Annotated in this window: 17 protein-coding genes; 13 read left to right on the top strand and 4 right to left on the bottom strand. The window is 60.8% G+C overall.

The annotated features are described in order from the left end of the window. The first annotated feature begins 68 nt into the window (after window positions 1–68). The 4 genes from QCE88_RS30550 (at window position 69) to QCE88_RS30565 (ending at window position 5,236) form a co-directional block, all read left to right on the top strand. Complete coding sequence (locus tag QCE88_RS30550; protein WP_309908896.1) at window positions 69–1,190, top strand: Gfo/Idh/MocA family oxidoreductase; 1,122 nt, start codon at window positions 69–71, stop codon at window positions 1,188–1,190. A 464-nt stretch (window positions 1,191–1,654) separates the two neighbouring features. Continuing rightward, window positions 1,655–3,238 carry a sugar ABC transporter ATP-binding protein gene (locus QCE88_RS30555; RefSeq protein WP_309908897.1) on the top strand — a complete coding sequence of 528 codons (1,584 nt, stop codon included), beginning with the start codon at window positions 1,655–1,657 and terminating at the stop codon, window positions 3,236–3,238. Next, entirely contained in the window at window positions 3,231–4,241 is a 1,011-nt protein-coding gene (locus tag QCE88_RS30560) for an ABC transporter permease (RefSeq protein WP_309908899.1), read from the top strand. Before QCE88_RS30555 ends, QCE88_RS30560 begins: the two co-directional genes overlap by 8 nt. Window positions 4,242–4,255: 14 nt before the next feature. After that, window positions 4,256–5,236 (top strand): ABC transporter permease, encoded by a 981-nt coding sequence (locus tag QCE88_RS30565; protein ID WP_309908900.1) that lies wholly within the window; start codon window positions 4,256–4,258, stop codon window positions 5,234–5,236. 159 nt (window positions 5,237–5,395) lie between these two features. On the opposite strand, the gene QCE88_RS30570 is transcribed toward QCE88_RS30565, so the two are convergent. Continuing rightward, on the bottom strand, window positions 5,396–6,319 hold the full coding sequence (locus tag QCE88_RS30570; RefSeq protein WP_309908901.1) for a LysR family transcriptional regulator: 924 nt from the start codon (window positions 6,317–6,319) through the stop codon (window positions 5,396–5,398). A 300-nt stretch (window positions 6,320–6,619) separates the two neighbouring features. Between QCE88_RS30570 and QCE88_RS30575 the strand changes: the two genes are divergently transcribed. The 8 genes from QCE88_RS30575 (at window position 6,620) to QCE88_RS30610 (ending at window position 12,569) form a co-directional block, all read left to right on the top strand. Then, complete coding sequence (locus QCE88_RS30575; RefSeq protein WP_309908902.1) at window positions 6,620–7,501, top strand: intradiol ring-cleavage dioxygenase; 882 nt, start codon at window positions 6,620–6,622, stop codon at window positions 7,499–7,501. Continuing rightward, entirely contained in the window at window positions 7,498–7,848 is a 351-nt protein-coding gene (locus tag QCE88_RS30580) for a Dabb family protein (RefSeq protein WP_309908903.1), read from the top strand. Before QCE88_RS30575 ends, QCE88_RS30580 begins: the two co-directional genes overlap by 4 nt. Further along, window positions 7,835–8,911 carry a maleylacetate reductase gene (locus QCE88_RS30585; protein WP_309908904.1) on the top strand — a complete coding sequence of 359 codons (1,077 nt, stop codon included), beginning with the start codon at window positions 7,835–7,837 and terminating at the stop codon, window positions 8,909–8,911. The genes QCE88_RS30580 and QCE88_RS30585 overlap by 14 nt, the downstream gene beginning before the upstream one ends. Before the next feature lie 27 nt (window positions 8,912–8,938). Beyond that, a complete protein-coding gene (locus tag QCE88_RS30590) occupies window positions 8,939–9,223 on the top strand; it encodes a YciI family protein (RefSeq protein WP_309908905.1) in 285 nt (94 codons plus the stop codon). Between the two features lie 171 nt (window positions 9,224–9,394). Next, window positions 9,395–10,171 carry an SDR family oxidoreductase gene (locus QCE88_RS30595; RefSeq protein ID WP_309908907.1) on the top strand — a complete coding sequence of 259 codons (777 nt, stop codon included), beginning with the start codon at window positions 9,395–9,397 and terminating at the stop codon, window positions 10,169–10,171. A gap of 53 nt (window positions 10,172–10,224) precedes the next feature. Continuing rightward, a complete protein-coding gene (locus QCE88_RS30600) occupies window positions 10,225–10,512 on the top strand; it encodes a hypothetical protein (RefSeq protein WP_309908908.1) in 288 nt (95 codons plus the stop codon). Between the two features lie 57 nt (window positions 10,513–10,569). Continuing rightward, window positions 10,570–11,583, top strand: coding sequence for an inositol 2-dehydrogenase (iolG, locus tag QCE88_RS30605; protein WP_309908909.1), 1,014 nt, complete (start codon window positions 10,570–10,572; stop codon window positions 11,581–11,583). Window positions 11,584–11,660: 77 nt separating this feature from the next. Then, window positions 11,661–12,569, top strand: a complete 909-nt coding sequence (locus QCE88_RS30610) for a LysR family transcriptional regulator (RefSeq protein WP_309908911.1) — start codon at window positions 11,661–11,663, stop codon at window positions 12,567–12,569. Between the two features lie 112 nt (window positions 12,570–12,681). On the opposite strand, the gene QCE88_RS30615 is transcribed toward QCE88_RS30610, so the two are convergent. From QCE88_RS30615 to QCE88_RS30625, 3 genes are all read right to left on the bottom strand, one after another. Beyond that, window positions 12,682–14,073 (bottom strand): TAXI family TRAP transporter solute-binding subunit, encoded by a 1,392-nt coding sequence (locus tag QCE88_RS30615; RefSeq protein ID WP_309908913.1) that lies wholly within the window; start codon window positions 14,071–14,073, stop codon window positions 12,682–12,684. Window positions 14,074–14,440: 367 nt separating this feature from the next. Beyond that, complete coding sequence (locus tag QCE88_RS30620) at window positions 14,441–15,235, bottom strand: hypothetical protein (RefSeq protein WP_309908914.1); 795 nt, start codon at window positions 15,233–15,235, stop codon at window positions 14,441–14,443. Further along, the gene (locus QCE88_RS30625; RefSeq protein WP_309908915.1) at window positions 15,232–17,274 is read right to left on the bottom strand and encodes a bifunctional 2',3'-cyclic-nucleotide 2'-phosphodiesterase/3'-nucleotidase; all 2,043 of its coding nucleotides are present in this window, start codon (window positions 17,272–17,274) and stop codon (window positions 15,232–15,234) included. The genes QCE88_RS30620 and QCE88_RS30625 overlap by 4 nt, the downstream gene beginning before the upstream one ends. Before the next feature lie 1,272 nt (window positions 17,275–18,546). Between QCE88_RS30625 and QCE88_RS30630 the strand changes: the two genes are divergently transcribed. Beyond that, window positions 18,547–18,750 (top strand): cold-shock protein, encoded by a 204-nt coding sequence (locus tag QCE88_RS30630; RefSeq protein ID WP_309834859.1) that lies wholly within the window; start codon window positions 18,547–18,549, stop codon window positions 18,748–18,750. Window positions 18,751–18,790: the final 40 nt, after the last annotated feature.

An 18,790-nucleotide genomic window follows, 5' to 3' on the forward strand; every position in this document is an offset into this window, starting at 1 on the left:
TCGTACAGGCGACAGAAGGTGTTTCGCGGCCCTTCGGGGTCGCTTTCGTTTGACGAACGGAGACAACGATGAGACGAGAGATTGGCGTAGCCGTGATCGGCACAGGTTTCATGGGAAAGGCGCACGCGCTGGCATACCGAGCCGTGCCAAACGCGTTTCCAAACTCGCTGAAGCCGAGAATGGTAGCAGTGGCCGATGTGAACGAGGCAGGTGCCCGGCAAGCGGCAGAACACTTCGGATTCGAACGCGCCACGGCCGACTGGCGCACGCTGCTGGACGACCCGGGCGTCCAGATCGTTTCGATTACGACCCCATGCAGCCTGCATCGGGAAATGGCTCTGGCGGCGATTGCCGCGGGAAAGCACGTTCATTGCGAGAAGCCGATTGCTCCGTCGGCGGTGGACGCCTTTGAAATGATGAAGGCTGCCGAGGCTGCGAAGGTCGTTACGCAGGTCGGCTACAACTACATCAAAAACCCCGTGCTCAAGCTGGCTCGGGAGATGATTGTCTCGGGTGAGCTGGGTGAAATAACGAGCTTTCGAGGGATCCACGCTGAAGACTACATGGCCGACCCGGAGATTCCCTATGGATGGCGAGTCGACCCCCGGAACGGGGCCGGCGCACTGGCTGAAATCGGCAACCACATCGTCGGCATGTCTCGATTCCTTCTTGGGAGCATCGCACAGGTCAACGCGCAACTTGAGACCGTCAACAAAACTCGACCGGTGGCGCCAGGTTCGTCCGAGCGGCGTGAAGTCAAAGTCGACGACATTGCCCGGCTGATGGTGACGTTCGAGCGGGGATGCTCAGGGACGGTCGAGGCGAACTGGGCCGCAACCGGCCGCAAGATGCAGCTCGAGTTCGAGGTCTATGGGACGAAGGGCGCCCTATGTTTCTCACAGGAGCGTTTCAATGAGCTTCAGTATTTCAAGGCCGGGGGAGACCCCCGGATATCGGGGTTCACCCGTATCGATGCAGGTCCGGATCATCCTCCCTACGAGAACTTCACGGTGGCGGGCGGTCACCAGCTCGGCTTCAATGATTTGAAGACCATCGAGATGGCGGAGTTCATCGCAGCCATCGAACACGGCGTGCCCACGTTCCCGGATTTCCGGGAGGCTTGGGAAATCCAGCGCGTCGTCGACGCGGCGATTCGCTCGTCGGCACAGGGACAGCGAATCACTCTCTAAGAGGGCGACTGGCTCGGATTGCGCGCGGTGAGTCGGGCATCACGCCCCGACTTCCGCGCGCTTTTTTTCGGTTATGGACACCGCGATATTTCCTTCCACCGGAAATATCATTTCGCCGCAGCGCATTTCTCTTTTCCAGGCGAACCAATAACCTGTGACTCAACGATAACGAAGCCGCTGACGCGAGTTTCTGCTGGAGACGACATGCATTCCTGCGCACGCAGCGATTCCCTGCTCATTCCTCTCCGCGAAGACCACCCGCAGCAACGTCGCTTGTGCCGCAGCGCCTACGGATCGTTCTGAGCCCTGGGCAAAAACTGCCCGGCATTGGCGCAGGACATCGTTATTCGACACGAATGCTGTCACTCACTCACGACCCGCTACGCGCACGAGGTGGGCGACTGTGACAGGCATCAGACCTTGACAGCGGACGACCGAAGAGTCTCCGCGTTTGGAGGAAGACAATGCTGCAAGACGCGAATTCCGGCGCCAGGCCGGCAGCTGCTCAGAGTCTGCTCTGCGCTCGCAATCTCACCAAACATTATGGTGGCGTCAAGGCGCTGACAGGCGTCAGTCTCGAATTGGCGCCCGGTGAGATTCATGCGCTCTGTGGAGAGAACGGCGCTGGCAAAAGCACATTCATCAAGATCCTCGGCGGCCTGGTTCAGCCTGACGACGGCGAAATCGCTGTCGATGGCCACAATCTGAAACTCGGGAGTCGCACCGACCCGCGACTCATTTCCATCGTTCACCAAGAGCTCGCGATTGTCCCGACGCTCTCGGTGCTCGACAACATCCTTCTCGGTGGCGCAGACCAGAGCGAAATCTACCGACGCAGTCAGTACCGCGACTCTGTTCGCGAGCATCTCGACTCGGTTGGGTTGTCGCACGTCAAGCTCGACGCCCCGGCGTCCCGGCTCAGCCTCGCCGAGTGCCAGCTCGTTGAAATCGCGCGGGGCATGTCCCGGCAGGCGAAAGTGCTCCTTCTCGACGAGCCGACTGCCACGTTGTCGGATGCGGAGATTGTTCGAGTCTTCGATGTTGCGCGCAAGCTGCGCGATCAGGGCACCGCCATGATCTTCGTGAGCCATCGGCTCGATGAGGTCTTTGCGCTGACGGACCGGGTCACGGTGTTCCGCAACGGTCAGCACGTCCTGACGCAACGTACCGCCGATATGACGACCGCTGAAGTGGTCAAGGCGATGATCGGGCGAGAACTGGTGCACAGCATGGTCAAGCCGCCCGAGAGCCGCGCCGACGTCCCGCCGCGACTCTCGGTGTCCAACCTGACGGTGGCAGACAAGGTCAAGGACCTGTCGGCCGATGTAGCGCCCGGAGAGATTCTCGCGGTCGTCGGCCAGCTTGGTTCCGGAGCCGAAGTCCTTGTCGAGGCGCTTGCCGGACTTCGTGGCGATATCTCCAACTCTGTCAAGGTCGATGGACAGCCCATCAGGCTCGACAGCATCCGCGGTTCCCTGAAAGCCGGAATCGCATACGTTGCCGAGGACCGCGCAGATAAGGGCGTATTTCTGGATGCACCGATTGCCATCAACATCACGGCCTCCGTCATGGCGAAGTTCAGCAAGGCGGGCATCATGCGACGTGCCGGCGAGCAGGAAGAGGCCCGCCGTCTCGCCTCCATGTTCGCTATCGACCCAAAGCGACTGCCTCATGAAGTCTCAACGCTCAGCGGTGGCAATCAGCAGAAGGTGTCGCTCGCGAAAGCCGTGGCGCTTGCTCCTCGACTGTTGCTGTTGAACGAGCCCACCCGCGGCGTGGACATTGGTGCTCGCGCGGAAATCTACGCCACGCTTCGCAAGATGGCTGACGACGGCCTGGCGATTGTCTTCTACTCGACCGACCTCGAAGAAATTCTGGAACTCGCGGACACCGTTCTCACCGTCTTCCGAGGTCGTATGGTCCGCCATAAGCCTCGATTCGAAATCGATGGTGACACGCTGCTCCACGACATCGTCGCGGGTGACAGCGACGCATCTCACGGACATGTCTCTTTCCGAAATCAACCTGCGGAGGTGGGTCATGCATAAGACCGCTCTGGAGCCCGCTGCACACGTGTCGCCAACTGCGTTGCGACGGTGGGCGTCTGCGCTTTTTGGGGCGACGAGCATTCACGCTGCGTCGATTCGAATCGCCACGCTTGTCCTCATTGTTATCGCTGCGGCCATCGTGCCGCACTTCACGGAGTACGGGAACTTGCAGTCGCTGATGTATTCGGTGGCGGCGGTCGGTATCGGCGCTATCGGCATGGCACTCGTCACCCTGAGCGGCAATCTGTTCATGCTGTCGATGGGGGCAACGGCGGCGGTCTCGACCGTCATGTTTGCCGCGCTCATTCATGTGGGCCTGGGTGCGACATTGTTGATTGTCGTATTGAGCGGTCTGCTGATGGGCGCCGTCCAGGGCGGTGTCATTGCGCTAGGCAAAGCGAACCCCATCATTACGACGATTGCCACCTCGTCAATCATCATCGGCTCAGGTGTCATCTACACCGGCGGCCTGACGGTCATCGGGAAAGGCGACGCCAGCTGGCTTGGCCAAGGCAAGCTGTTTGGCTGGCTGCCGACTCAAATCCTCGTGCTGGCCATCTTCGCTGCAATCGCAAGCTTCATTCTCCAGAAGTCGCGGATTGGACGTGAAATCCGCTTGCTCGGAATGCGGGCCGAGGTTGCGCGAATTGCCGGGCTTCGGACGATGGCCGCGACACTCGTCTGTTACGCATTTGCTGGCGCCGCAGCGGCACTGGCCGGCTCTCTGATTGCATCATCCTCGGCACAGGGCAATCTGACGTACGGTATCGACCTCGACTTCAACGCGATCGCGGCCGTGCTGGTCGGCGGCATTTCGATTCGTGGGGGTCGTGGGCAGATATCGGATGCGATCACTGGCGCCATCTTCCTTGCGGTCATCAGCAACATCCTGTTGGTCAGCGGCGTGAGCTACGAGTATCAACTGGTCGCAAAAGGCATCGTGGTTCTCGCAGCGGTCGTGTTCGGCGCTTTGCTTGCCCGGCTCGGTCCGGGACGGAAATAACAGGAGACTCGGAAATGGACCAACCTCAACGACTTCTCAATCTGGCGATTCGGCTCGTCCTGCTCGTCGGCATGCCGGTCATCTTCGGCCTCAGTGTCAATCACTACTTCTCGCAGGCTAACCTGTACGCGATTTTCCAGGCGTTCTCGTTCCTTGGCATCATCGCACTCGGTCTTTCGGTCACGATGGTTGCCGGCGAGTTCGACCTCAGCGTGGCGGCCATCTCGACGGTGGCCGGCCTCATCACCGTGAAGTTCGGCGGTGATAGCGCGATGCTCGGCATGGTGTACGCGGCCATATTCGGGGTGGTGGTGGGCGTTGCAAACGCGGCGCTGCTGCCTTGGTTGGGTGTCTCGTCCCTCGTCACCACGGTCGGCTCGATGATGTTTCTGACAGGTGTCGGTTATTGGCTCGCGGGCGGACGCGTGTTGAGCTACGCCAACCTCGATGTGAGCGACTTCCTTGATCAGAGCGTTGCGGGAATCTTCTCGCCGCGTAGTCTCATCACCATCGGCTGCTTTGTCGTGGTCTCGCTGTTTCTCCGCTTTACGACGCTCGGTCGTGACATCTACGCATCCGGCGGGCATCGGAAGGCGGCGATTCAGAGCGGTGCTCGGGTCGGTAAGGCCCTGACCGTCGGCTTCGTCATCTCCGGTGGCTTGTCGGCGCTGGGCGGGGGCCTGCTTTCACTGAGCCTCGCGACTGCCTCCGCGACGATGGGCGGCAACATCCTGCTCCAGGCGGCCTCGGCGGCCATTGTCGGTGGGGTTGCGCTGGGCGGCGGCATTGGTTCGCCGCTTGGTGTCGCAATGGGCGTCCTGATTCTCACCATTCTGAACAATGGCCTTGGACTATTGAACGCCACATCCACGCAGATTCTTCTTGTGAATGGGCTTCTGCTCCTCATTGTGGTTTTGCTCGACGGGCGTCTCGGTGCGGTGCTGGCGTCGCCGCTCGAACGGTTGGGCCGCAGAAAGGCATCCGCGCCTGTTTGACGCTTGCTCACATCGACGCCGTCCGACGCGTGCCTGCAGAGCGCGTCAGTATCTCGTCATCTTGAACCGGTCGGACGATGCCCTCACCAGCTGTCGCTCGCGAATGAGGGTCTTGATCCAGACTCCCCATTGCTGCCCATCTGCGACTGTATCGATGAACTAGGTCGCACAGGTCATCCAGCGCTCCTCGAGCTTGAGGCTTTTCACGCGCTCGATCAGAAACTCGGTGAACACTCGAATTTTCGCGGGCTGATATCGCCGGCTTTGGTAGGCCAGGTTGATGGTCAGCCGTGGCAACTGCCAGTCTTCGAGCACGGGGATAAGGCGCCCGGATACGATGTCATCGTGAATGATGTACAGAGGCTGAACAACGATGCCCAAACCTGCGCGCCCCGCGGCGACGATGACCTGACCTTCATTTGAGTCGAGAGCGCTCTCAATCGGGATATTGCGTTCTTCCTTGCCTCTGCGCAGGTGGAGCAGACAGGGGTCGACGGCGAGGTTGTAGACCAGCATGTTGTGCTGTTCAAGGTCCTCGGGAGTCAGAGGGCGCCCTCGTGCCGCAAGATAGGCTGGCGATGCCGCCATGACGCGTCTCGTCTCGGCCAGACGTCGAATCGTGATGCCCGAATCTCCTTCATGCTCTTTGGTACGTATGGCGATATCGATTCCCGCTTCGATGAAGTTCTGGTATTGATTCGCCGCGACGATTTGAACTGACAGATTGGGATAGCGCCGGACGAACTCAGGGAGCGCGGGAGCAATATGCATCATCGCGAACGAGACGGAGCCAGTCACCCGGAGCACGCCCCTGGGACTGACCGCCTCCTCGGAAGCAATCGCGTCAGCTTCGGCCAGCTCGGAAATCACGGCTGTGCATCTGCGGTGATACTCGCGGCCGGCGTCAGTCAGCCACATGCGCCGCGTCGTGCGCTCGATGAGCCGCGCACCGAGACGCTCCTCGAGAGCGCTGAGGGTGCGGCTTGCAGCGGCATTGGACATGTCGAGTTGTTCTGCGGCCTTCGACAGGCTGCCCAGGTCTGCGGTAAGCACGAAGAGCTGCAGTTGTGTCCAGCGATCCATCGTATTCCTCTTCGCGTTGTACTGGAAAAATCAGGCGCGATTCTTCCAGACTCAATGAGGCCGACTATGCCGAAGACGCTGCAATAGATAAACAGACTGAAAGTCATCGATTTGTAGAGCGGATTTCTACAATCCGACGAAAGGTGGAGCCGGCGGTGGCTGACAGCTCGGGCCCGCGGGTTCACGAGCCAATTTTTCCTTCGGGAGGAAATGTCATTTCACTTCCGGGCATTTTATTTACTCAGGCGACCCTTTACCTTTCGTAGAAGGACGCCCGAGCGCACAACGGAGACACGCACGATGCGCAACATCAACGAAGACACCATCACACAAGCCGTCATTGCCTCATTCGCGAACTGCGAGAACGCGAGATTGAGAACCGTGATGACGAGCCTGGTTCAACATCTCCACGCTTTTGCCCGCGACGTTCATCTCACCGAGGACGAGTGGTTCAAGGCAATCAATTTCATGACCGAAGTCGGTCATATCACGGACGACAAGCGACAGGAGTTCATCCTGCTGTCCGATACGCTCGGCCTTTCGATGCTTGTCATGTCCCAGAACAATCGCAAGCCGGCGAACTGCACCGAGGCGACCGTCTTCGGGCCTTTTTTTGTCGAGGGCGCTCCGGTCTACAGCAACGGCGACGACATCTCGAACGGCGCCAAGGGCGCGCCCTGCCATGTCAGCGGCCAGGTGCGTGGCGCCGGCGGCGACCCCATTGGAAACGCGTTGCTCGACGTCTGGCAATCGGACGAAGACGGCTTCTACGATGTGCAGAACCCGGACAAAGCGGGCAATGTAGTCCATAGCGCGCGAGGCCGATTGAGAACAGACGCGGAAGGATTCTTCAACTTTCGCTCGATTCTGGCTGAGGCCTATCCCATTCCTCACGATGGACCCGTGGGCCGCATGCTGACGGCAGTCGGCCGCCATCCATGGCGCCCCGCACACCTGCATTTCATGGTCGAAGCCCCCGGCTACGAGACGCTCATCACTCACGTCTTCCGGGACGGTGACCCCTACCTCGATTCGGATGTTGTATTCGGTGTGCGCTCATCGCTCATCTCGGAGTGGAAGCGACACGAGCCCGGCGTCGCACCTGACGGCAGAGAAATTGCGGTCCCGTGGTACTCGCTCGAATACGACTTCGTACTCAACCCGTCGGAGGTGCACGCATGATTCGACATATCGTCATGTGGCGAGTCCGGGGCGATACGCCGGCCGAGCGCCTGGTCGCTTTGAATCGCGTAAAGACGAGCTTCGAAGGTTTGCGGGGCCGGATTCCTGGTATGAGTCACCTCGAAGTCGGGCTCGATCATAGCCGGGTTGATTACGCATGCGATGCGGTGCTCGTCACCGAGTTCGACTCGCAGGAAGCCCTGGAAGCCTATGCATCGCATCCGGAGCACCTGCGCGTGCGCACCGAGCTCGGAGACCTGCGCACCGCGCGATTCCAGGTTGATTACCAACCGGACACGGGTGCGAGCACTGAACGTAAAGCGGAGTCCCTTCATGCAAAAGCGTGAGTTTGTATATCAAGCGCGGGCCGGCCGGGTTGTGTTCGGACCGGGTAGCCTGCAGTACCTCGAGCGAGAAGTGCTCGAGCTGAAGTCGGAGCGGGCGCTCATCCTGTGCAGCCCGGAACAGAAGGAAACGGGCGAAGCCGTGGCGGCGCGCCTCGGTGCACGGGCTGCGGGTGTTTTCGACCGCGCGGTCATGCACGTGCCGCTCGAGTTGGCGAAGGAAGCTCGCGCGCTGGCGCGTGAACTGAAGGCTGATTGTGCAATCGCCGTGGGCGGCGGTTCGACGATCGGGCTGGGCAAGGCAATCGCACTGGAGTCGGACTTGCCCATTCTTGCGGTGCCGACAACCTACGCCGGCAGCGAGATGACACCCATCTATGGCATCACCGACGCAGGCTTGAAGAAGACCGGTACAGACCTGCGGGTTCTGCCGAAGACCGTGATTTACGATGCCGACCTGACCATGTCGCTTCCGGTCGGGCTGTCGGTCACCAGTGGAATCAACGCAATCGCACATGCGGCGGAAGCGTTGTATTCCCGCGAAGCCAACCCCGTGACCAATTTGATGGCGGAAGAAGGTATCGCAGCGCTTGCTCGTGCGCTGCCAGCCATCGTCGCCGACGCGCAAAACATTGACGCCCGCGCCGACGCGCAATATGGCGCCTGGCTCTGCGGAACTGTATTGGGCAGCGTTGGCATGGCCCTTCATCACAAGCTGTGTCACACGCTCGGTGGTAGCTTCAATCTTCCTCACGCGCCGACGCATACCATCGTCCTGCCGCACGCGCTTGCGTACAACCGGCAAGCTGCCCCGGAAGCGATGAAACGCATCGCACGCGCGCTGGGTTCGGATGACGCCGCGACGGGTGTCTACGAACTCGCGAAACGCTGCGGCGCATCGCTCGCGCTCAAAGATGTCGGGATGGCGGCCGAGGACGTAGCGAAGGCAGCAGACATTGCCAGCTCGAACCCCTACTGGAACCCGCGTCCGATTGAGCACGACGCGCTTCTCGAACTTCTGCAGAACGCGTTTGACGGCGTCGCACCGAGTGCGGCATCCGCCTGACCCAGGAAACGAAGCAAGGAGACAACCATGAATTTCACCGTCTATTGCCTCGACCATCCGAACATGGTCGAACGTCGCCTTGAAAATTACGATGCCCACAAGGCGCATTTGCAGACGGCACCGGTCAAGACGCTGATTTCCGGCCCGCTGACGAAGCCGGATGGACAAACGATGATTGGCAGCTTCTTCCTCTACGAAGCCGATGGCATCGAAGCCATTCAGAAGTTCGTCGACGCCGATCCGTTCAACCAGGCAGGAATCTGGGCTTCGGTCGACATCAGACCATTCATCAAGCGGGTAGACAACCGCTAAACCCCTTGTTTCATCGCTGTTTGAAAGTGCTCCTCGCGTAAGCCAGGAGCAGGGAAAGTTCGTCCTCGAAGAAGGGCGAACCGGATAACGACGCTCTCGATTACCAGCGTTCGCGCCGACCCATACCATCAGATCGGAGACATCATGCAAACAGGACTTGACGGAAAGATCGTGCTCATCACGGGCGCTGCGCAGGGCATCGGACGAGCGACAGCGCTTGGGTTTGCGCGTGAGGGCGCGCGGCTTTGCCTTATCGACATTGACGGCAACGCGCTGAAAGAAGCCGAGTCCGAACTGCGAGCGCTCGGCACGAACGTGACGATTGCACAAGCGGACTTGTCCACGGCGGAAGGGGTGAAAGGCGGTATCGATACGGCGCTGAAGCCCTACAGCGGTCAGGTCGACGTTCTCGTGAACAACGTCGGTGCCGGCAAGGTTCGCACCTTCGACGAACTCTCGGATGAAGATTGGGAATTCACGATGAATCTCAACTTCATGAGTTACGTGCGGACTTGCCACTACCTGCTGCCGGTGCTGCGCAAGCGCGAAAGGACCGTCATCATCAACAACGCGTCGGACCTGGCCCGGCAGCCGGAGCCTGTGCCGATTGATTACTCCGCATCCAAGGCTGCCGTGCTTGCCTTGACGAAAGGTCTTGCCCGTGCCGAGGCGCCGAAGATTCGCGTGAACGCTGTCGCGCCGGGACCCGTCTGGACGCCGTTCTGGACCAAGGAAGGCGGCTTCGCTGACACCATGGGGAAGTTCCACGGTATGGCGCCGAAGGACGCAGTCGAGCACGAACTGTCCTTGCGTCACTTGCCGCTCAACCGCCTGGGGCAGCCGGATGAAGTCGCCAATGTGATTGTATTCATGGCCTCGGACCTCGCGTCGTTCGTCACTTCTGCGGTATGGGGCGTCGACGGGGGCAGTATCCGCAGCCTTATCTAAACGGGCCGGATAGTGAACGGCTTGCTCGTATGAACTGTAAAGAGGACCAGCGCATGTCGGCTCATGACCGCTTCCTTGCTTCTGGCGTGTCGTCCAGAGAGCGAGCGTTTCTCGTCGAAGCACTGGAACTGTTGATGCGTGAGCGCGCCAACGCGTTGCGCATTGCGACCGCTGTGGCCGCAACACGCGGCGACCGGCTTCCCGATGTCCAGGACTTTGAGCTCGACGACATCCTGCGTCTAAGCCGACAACTCGCTGACGACCCTGGTGCTGACCCGCACAAGAGCGGTTCGAAGGACCTGGGCACACGCAAGTCGACGACGGACGTCCTGGACCTCTGAATGCAACTTTGAACAATTGGCGCACGTTGATGCGTCGACGAATAATGGGAGACTCATATGCTGAGAATTGCCGTTCTTGGTGCAGGCCGCATCGGAAAAATTCACGCCGCTAACGTTGCTGCGGACCGTCGCGTGAAGCTCGTCGCGGTTGCAGACCCGTACACGGATGCGGTCGAGGCGCTCGCGGCCGACCTCGGTTGCGATGCTTCGCTCGATTGCAAATCAGTCGTTGGCCGCGAGGACGTCGATGCTGTCATTGTCGGAACCCCGACCGACACCCATATCGACCTGACATTGCAAGCCGTCCGGCTGGGTAAGCCCGTGCTCTGCGAAAAACCCATCGACCTTGACATTGACCGTGCGCTGGCGGCTGTCGAGGAAATCGAGCGTCTTGATGGCCGCGTGATGCTGGCATTCAATCGGCGCTTCGACCCGGACGCGATGCGCCTGAAGCAGGCTATCGATGAAGGCGAAGTCGGAGATGTTCGCCAGGTCATCATCACCAGCCGCGACCCGGGTCTCGCGCCGCGCGAGTATCTTCGTCACTCCGGCGGCATCTTCCGTGACATGACCATCCACGATTTCGATACGGCTCGATGGCTGCTTGGCGAGGATCCGGTCGAGGTGATGGCAATGGGTAACTGCCTGGTCGACCGAGGCCTTGAAGAGCTGCCGGATTACGATAGCGTGATGGTGTTGCTTCGGACGGCCTCGGGCAAGCAGTGCCATATCAACGGTTCGCGTCAGGCTGTGTACGGCTTTGACCAGCGTGTCGAAGTTTTCGGTTCGAAGGGGATGCTGTTGAACGAGAACCATCGGCCATCGAGCTTGCGCCGTTGGACCAGCGAGAGGACGGAGGCGCGCGAGCCGCTCCTCAACTTTTTCCTGGAGCGACATGCGGATTCGTACAGGGTCGAACTCGACCGGTTCCTGACGGCACTCGAACAGAACGCACCCATGCCGGCAACGCCCAGAGACGGTATCCGCGCACTGCGCCTCGCGAACGCGGCTATCGAGGCGGCCAACTCAGGTTGCGCGGTCAAGATCCCGGAGTCCGGCGGCTTTAGATAGCATGGGGGTTACGCTGGGTTGACAATAATCAGCCTGTAGAACCCAATGAAGAATAAAACGCTTCAATGAGGCCAGCAATGGCACAAGTCGACAGTTTCAGCGGAATTGTTATCTTCGTCACGGCGGCACGGTCACGCAGTTTCACGGACGCCGCCGAGCAACTTGGGCTTACCAAGTCCGCTGTCGGAAAAGCCATTGCGAAGCTGGAGGAGCGCCTGGGCGCTCAACTGTTCCATCGCACGACCCGAAGTATTTCCCTCACGGCCGACGGCGAAGCGTATTTCGCTGCGTGCGCCTCGGCGCTCGACGAAATTTCCACTGCAGAAACCGCGCTCGGGCCGGAACTACACCGTCCTGTCGGTCGGCTACGCATCGACATGCCGGCAGCGTTTGGACGCCGCATACTTGTTCCCATCTTGCTGGACATTGCGCGGAAGAATTCCGACCTGCAGTTCACGATGACGTTTTCGGACCATCTCATCGACCCGATTGAAGAAGGCGTCGATCTGGTTGTCCGCTTTGGCGAACTGCAGAGCTCGAGCGGCCTTGTCGCCCGCCGGCTCACCAGCCAACGGATGGTTATTGCAGCCTCGCCTGATTATCTTGCACAGCATGGGACGCCGGACCGGCTTGAAGACATCGAGGCCCATTCGTGCGTCGTCGGTTATCGACGTGGGCAACCATTGTCATGGAGGGTACATGTCGACGGTGAGGCGAAGCGTGTGTTGCCCCCGGGAACGCATCAGATAAGCGATGGCGACTCCATCATCGAGGCGGCATGTGCAGGTCTGGGACTGTGCCAGATGCCAATGTCGCTGTTGCGGCCGCATCTGGAGTCAGGAGCGCTGCGCTCCGTGCTTGACGATATCTCAAGAGACCTGATCGAGGTGCACGCTGTCTGGCCAAAGGTCGCTCATTTGCGACCCAAGATACGCCATGTCGTTGATACGCTCGTGGAACTCGCTGAGCAAGGACACCTGGACTGAGCGCGCTGTTTGGCAAGATACTCGTTCCAGTCTGCTGCCCTGGACGGCGGCAGTGAATGCTCTCTCGCGAATCGACGTCCCCACCGTAACGGGAGCCCGACAGCCGTCGATTTCAAACATCATCAGCGCGTCGCAATGCTTCCACCTGTGCGCGCAGATAACTCACATGCTCGCGCAGCGTATAGAACGCGTCAGCGTAAGCGAGCGGCACCCTCAGCCCGCTAACGTGCTTCTCGATGCGATTCAGCCTTCGCGAAAATTCTTCGTAGTTTCGTTCCGACGGGTCGTCGAACACTTTGCGTTCGAGCGCAAGCAACTCGCCGTAGTGGCGGCGAAAGCGGGATTTGACACGCCATGCATAGAGCGGCGGCACGAAGCGCAACGCGGGTATCAATACGACGACGATCGGCACGACCAGCACGATCAGCCGATCGACCAGGCTCGCGAGCCAGTAGGGCATCGCTCTGTAAATGAAACTCTTGCCCGACTTGTAGTAACGCGCGGCGTCCGGGCTCAACGGAAAATCATGCGCAACAGGCGCGGGAAATTCGCCCGCGTTCTGCAGCAGACTTGCGCCGCCATGCACCTCGCCGGCCGCTTCGATGATCAGATCCGACAGCGCCGGATGCAGCGAATCGCGTGCGATCAACTCGATCGTCGTCGCGATGGTCGTTGCGGATTCGGGCGGCAGGTTGTCGGCGAGATCGAATGCGCCCATCGGCACTTCAAACTGCGTCAGAAACGGAAAAATGCGGATCGTGGCCCGCGCCTGCGTGAAATCGAAAAGGCGTATGCCGGGATCGCGGATCATCTTCTGCATCAGCCAGGGGCGTGCCGAGTCGTCGCGTAGAAAGGCGGCGTCGATCGTTCCATCGAGCAGCGCGTTCACCGCGACCTCGCCCTCGATCGGCAGCGTGTGCCCGCCGACGTCAGGATCAATCCCGCTTGCCTTGAGCAGCATCCGCACGATCTGCCGCGTTCCGCTGCCTTCGCGGCCGATGGCAAGACGCTTTCCCTCGAACTCCGATAGCCGCGTGAGTTCCGGACCGCGATAGAAAACGAACAGAGGCCAGTTGTTGATGGTGCCGAGGGACATGAGACCCGCGTGACGCGGCTCTGCGGACACGACATTCGGCTCGCGATTCAGACCGCTTTGCACGAAGCCGAGATCGACATGACTGGCGGGTTCGGTGAGTCGTTTCAGGTTGTCGAGCGTGCCCGACGTGACCAGGACGTTCAGCTTGACGTGGTTGCGCGCGAGGATTTCCTTGTACTTCAGCGCGGCGTACCAGAAGCGGCTGTGTTCGGGACCTGCCGCCATCGTCAAGGTATCGGGCGGCGCGGGCTGGATCACGCGGATCGCCGCCCATACGAGCAACGCGCCAACGACGAACGTCAGCCCGATCGAGATCGTCAGGTCGAGCCACGAAACGACGACAAAGTTTGCCGCATGCCGCTCGCCGGGCTTCTTCGAGGCACGTCTGACGGAACCGGGTTTGTCCATGTTCAGCGCGGGCCCGTCGACAGCGGGGCCGCCCGTGTTACGGCGAGCGCCTGGCGGCGAGTCTTGGGCGTCCTTGACTGAGCAAAAACTTACCCGACGCGGGCCCTGTCGGCAACACAATCTTCAAAGTGGTTCTTGTGTCTCGCGCGCATCGGACGGCACCGGCTTGCAACGCGCGGTCATGGCTTTCGTCGTATCGGACCCGATGGACCAGCAGATCGCGACGGAGATGAACCTGAGCGAGATCACGGTGTAGATTCGGCGGCGCGCTCGCTTGCCGCCCTCGCGCTAAAAACCGGGGCATTCGACGTGAACACCGCTTCCCGTCGACGCCACCGCCGAACGCGCCGATCCCGCGCGCCATGCTTCAGGGCTGTGCGCGATGCTTGTAGTCGTGCAAGGTTTCCTTCACATAGCTCCAATACTCGCCTTCGTTCTTGCGCAAGCCGAGTTCGCCGTTGCGATACGCGATGGCAAGCGCCAGATTCGCTTCGGGATTTTCGGCAGCCGCCGCGCGGCGCAGCCAGATGAGCGCCTGGCGCTCGTCGCCGCGTTCGCGGTGGACGTTGGCGAGCTGGAACTGGGCCTGCGGCACGCCCCACGTCGCCGCCAGCGTGAGCCAGCGCAAACCCACGGCGGCATCGCGCGGGACGCCGTAGCCGTTGCGATGAATCGACGCGAGCGAGTACGCGGCGAGGGCGCCGGCGGGCGGCGCGTGGTCGTCGGCGTGATCGTCCGCAACGGCGAGCGCAGGCGCGGGCGGCAGGGCAGGCAGCGAACGCGCCGCGCGTTCGAGCCAGATGCGGCTGCGCACGTCATCCACCGCGACGCCCGATGCGCCGTTCAGAAAGACGCGACCGAGCAACAGCTGCGCCTGCACGTCGCCTGCTCCTGCCGCGCGTTCGAGCCAGCCGATGCCCTCGCGCACGCGCGCCGCATCGCCGTCACCGATGAGCACCGAGCCGAGCGCGAACGCCGCCGCCTCATTGCCCGTCCACGAGGCCGCGCGCAGTTTCGTGAGCGAGGTCCAGTCGCGGGTGGACAGCGCACGCATGCGCCATTCGTCGATCTGCCGCCCGGTCGTGCGCGACAGCGCGACCGCGCTGCACGCCAGCGAGGCGGCCAGCACGAACGCGCCGATCCTGATCAGACGCGCGTTCATTGCGCGAGATTGATCGAGTACACCGCGAGACCCTTGCCGGTGCCGTCGTCGGCCTGGGTCTGCGTGATGTTGCCGATGCCTTGCGTCTGCGCGAGCGCGGCCAGATTCGGCGCCGACTTGAACGTGACCGGCCCTTGCGTGCTGACCTTGGTGAAGCGCCAGCTGCGGTCGATGCCGTTCGTCGCCGAGGTCATCGCCTTGATCTTCTTGATGTAGGAGATCAACACGTCGCGGTTCGCATCGGGCGAGGCGTAGATCGTCTTGCTGCCGTCGAGGCCCGGGAAGTTGCCGCCGCCGCTCGCGCGATAGTTGTTTGTCGCGACGATGAACGCCTGGTCACTCGCCACCGGCGTGCCCTTGTAACTCAGATTCCGGATCCGGCTGCCGACGGCCTGCGTGACATCGATCTCATAGCTGAAGTCCTTCGACGTGATCATGTCGAAGTTATAGCCCGGATAGGAACTGACGAGTTCCTGCGCGGCCGTCCTGGCCGGATCGATGCGATTGAAGCGCTGCGCCGCCGTTTCGAGCCATGCCTTGAGGTCAGTGCCCGTGACCTTCACCGCGTAGACCGTGTTGGGATACAGATACAGGTCCGCGGCATTGTTGATCGCGACATTGCCCGCCGAGACGTCCGTGAAATCGGTGCCGCCTCCGAAACCGCTCTTGAACGGCGCGCTCACGGAAAGCACGGGAATGCCCGCGTATTCCGGCAGGTTCGCCGCGACATAATCCGACACGTATTGCGCCTGCGCCTGGTTGACGATCTCGACGGCCGAGACGTCGCCGACATCGGCGAAGTACGTGGTCATGCGGAAGTCCGTCGAGCCGATCGGCGTCTTCACGTAGTTGATCGTCGCCAGATGCTCGGCGGCGATCGCGGCGGATACTGACGGATCGGCGGCCACGTAGGTCTTGTCGGCGTTCTGGATAGGGCGCGCTTCGACCCTGGTCGCGTTTTTATCGATGGTCCAGGCGCCTTTAGAATAGGCGAGCGACAGCGCGACCACGCCGAGATGCTTGCCCCAGAAGTTCGCCATCACGGTCGGAATGCCGTTGACGGTGCCCTTGACCTTGTCTACGCCCGGCAGGTTGAACTGGGCGACTGTGCTGGTCGCGTCCGGAAAGACCTGGTGCGAGTGACCGATCATCAGCACGTCGATGCCCGGCACGGTCGAGAGGTAGTAGCTGCCGTTTTCCATCGACGGTGAATAAGGCGAGTTGTCCAGCCCGCCATGCGACAGCGCGACCACGATCTGCGCGCCTTCCGCGCGCATCTGCGGCACGTACTTCTCGGCGCTTTCCTTGAGGCCTTGCGTGTAGACGTTGCCGTCGAGATTGCGCTTGTCCCAGGACATGATCGCGGGCGGCGTAAAGCCGATCACGCCCACCTTGACCGGCACCGTGACGGCCTTGCCGTCCGGACCCGTCGCCTGCAGGTTGCGCGTGACGATGGTGTACGGCTTGAAAATCGGTTGAGCGCTCTTCGCGCCGAACACGTTGGACAGCACCAGCGGAAACGCAGGCCCCGAGCATGCCTGCTGCTGCGCGACGGGCGGCAGGTTCGGCACATCGAGCTTCGAACCCGTCACTTGCGCGAGGAACGGCAGGCCGTAGTTGAACTCGTGATTGCCGATCGTGCCTGCGTCGTAGTTGAGCGCGTTCATCACCTTGTAGACGGCCAGCGTCGTCTTGCAGTCGATCGGCGAGACCAGCGCCTGATAGTCGGACAGCGCGGTGCCCTGGATCGTGTCGCCGTCGTCGAGCAGCATGGTGTTCGGGAATTCCTTGCGCGCCGCGGCGATCAGCGTCGCAGTGCGCTCCAGACCGATCGACTTGTCCTCGGCGAGCTTGAAGTAGTCGTAGCTCAGCACGTTGGTGTGGATGTCGGTTGTTTCCAGCATCGCGAGCGTCGCCTTCGTGCCGTCCGCGACGGCGGGCGTGGCGGGCGCGCTGTTGTCGTCATTGCTGCCGCAGGCGGCAAGCAGGGCCGTCGAGGTCAGGGCCAAAGCCAGCAGCGCGTTGCGTTCCATCGTCATCCTGGGTTCTCCACTCGTTGTCGTCGGCTCGGGGCAGAGCCGCGTTTTCGTCGAAGCAGAGAGGCTACGAAAGCTTTGTGACAGCAGACCGACAGCCTGAGGTGATTTTTTCGAGGCGTGCTTCAGGGCCAGGTGGGCGGATACGCCTGATGCGAACCTTTGGCGCGCCGTTTCTTTCGAACGACCGTCAAGTTCGTTTATCAGCGACCGTTTACCAATGAAGTTAGCGTTTTGGCCCCGGCGGACGAGCTTTTTATGGATGCTGTGTCTCTGTGTGATAGCAAGAGACGGTATTTCAACGGACCGTTGTCTCCCGATCGAGTCGGGCTTTGCATCACGTCGAGACCTATCGCACGCATGCAAATTTGCAATGAAACCTTTTCGCAACATATTGTTACAATCTACACACGTTACAGGCACGAACGTGCGATCGGAACCTAAGCGAGCTTGAGCAGGTCCCTTTGAAACTCCGCATGCACGTTCAGCTTCACCTTCTCTCAGGTTCTGGCACGGCCCTCGGATTGGCCAGGACTTTAAAGCCGACCCCTTAACCGGGTCGGCTTTTTTTTCGCCATAAGGACTCTTTTACCGAAATCATGTGTGTGCCTTGCATTAATTTGCGAATAATGCGTGATTTGGAACCGGTCCCAGCGATATCATGTGTCCCGCAGCGTCGGACCTTCATCATTCGGCCCGCCAGAACCTGAGAGAGAGCCGAGGTATATAACAATCGGCCGACGCTGCACCTCGGCGCTAAGGCGCGTTTTTTTGCGGATGCGCATGGACATCAGCGCTTGCCGTCTCACTCCGTTGACCTTCCGCGTCTGCTCGCGCTGGTCTGCCTGGTCACCTTCGAAGCAACGCCATGCCGGTCCGGCAGGGCCCAATTCCAAATCGGGCGGGACGGGGCACGGCGCGGCCCTACGTGGGTTCATACAAAGCAGCGCGAATTCCTGTTCGTTTCGCACGTCTCCAGCCAGTGCGGCATCCGCATACTGGGAATGCAGAAAATTCGAGGCTACGAGCGCGTGACGCGTCTTGATGATACGTTCGAACGGTCGTCGTCCTCCTGCCAAGGCCACCACCGGCCTGTGGACGGTCGAAGACCCGCCTCTCATTCTTGCGAACACCGAGAAAATGCTCGCAGACTACGGACTCGACCTACAGGAACGCGCCGGAGGTCGCCATAGCGATTCTGTCGGTACAATATGGGTGGCTGGCGCGTGCAGGTAGCGCTGGCCATTTCACGTGACTTTGGTTAAAGAGACAAATATGGCAACGGGTACGGTCAAGTGGTTCAACGATGCGAAGGGCTTTGGCTTCATTTCGCCTGATGGTGGCGGCGAAGACCTCTTCGCGCATTTCTCGGAAATCCGCTCGGAAGGCTTCAAGTCGCTGGCGGAAGGGCAGAAAGTGACCTACGAAGAGAAGATGGGCCCCAAGGGCAAGCAAGCATCCAACATCAAGCCGGCGTAACGCCCGGCGGATGACGTAGCAAGAGAGGCGCGCGGCTTAC

The sequence above is a fragment of the Caballeronia sp. LZ035 genome (assembly GCF_031451175.1).
GTDB lineage: Bacteria > Pseudomonadota > Gammaproteobacteria > Burkholderiales > Burkholderiaceae > Caballeronia.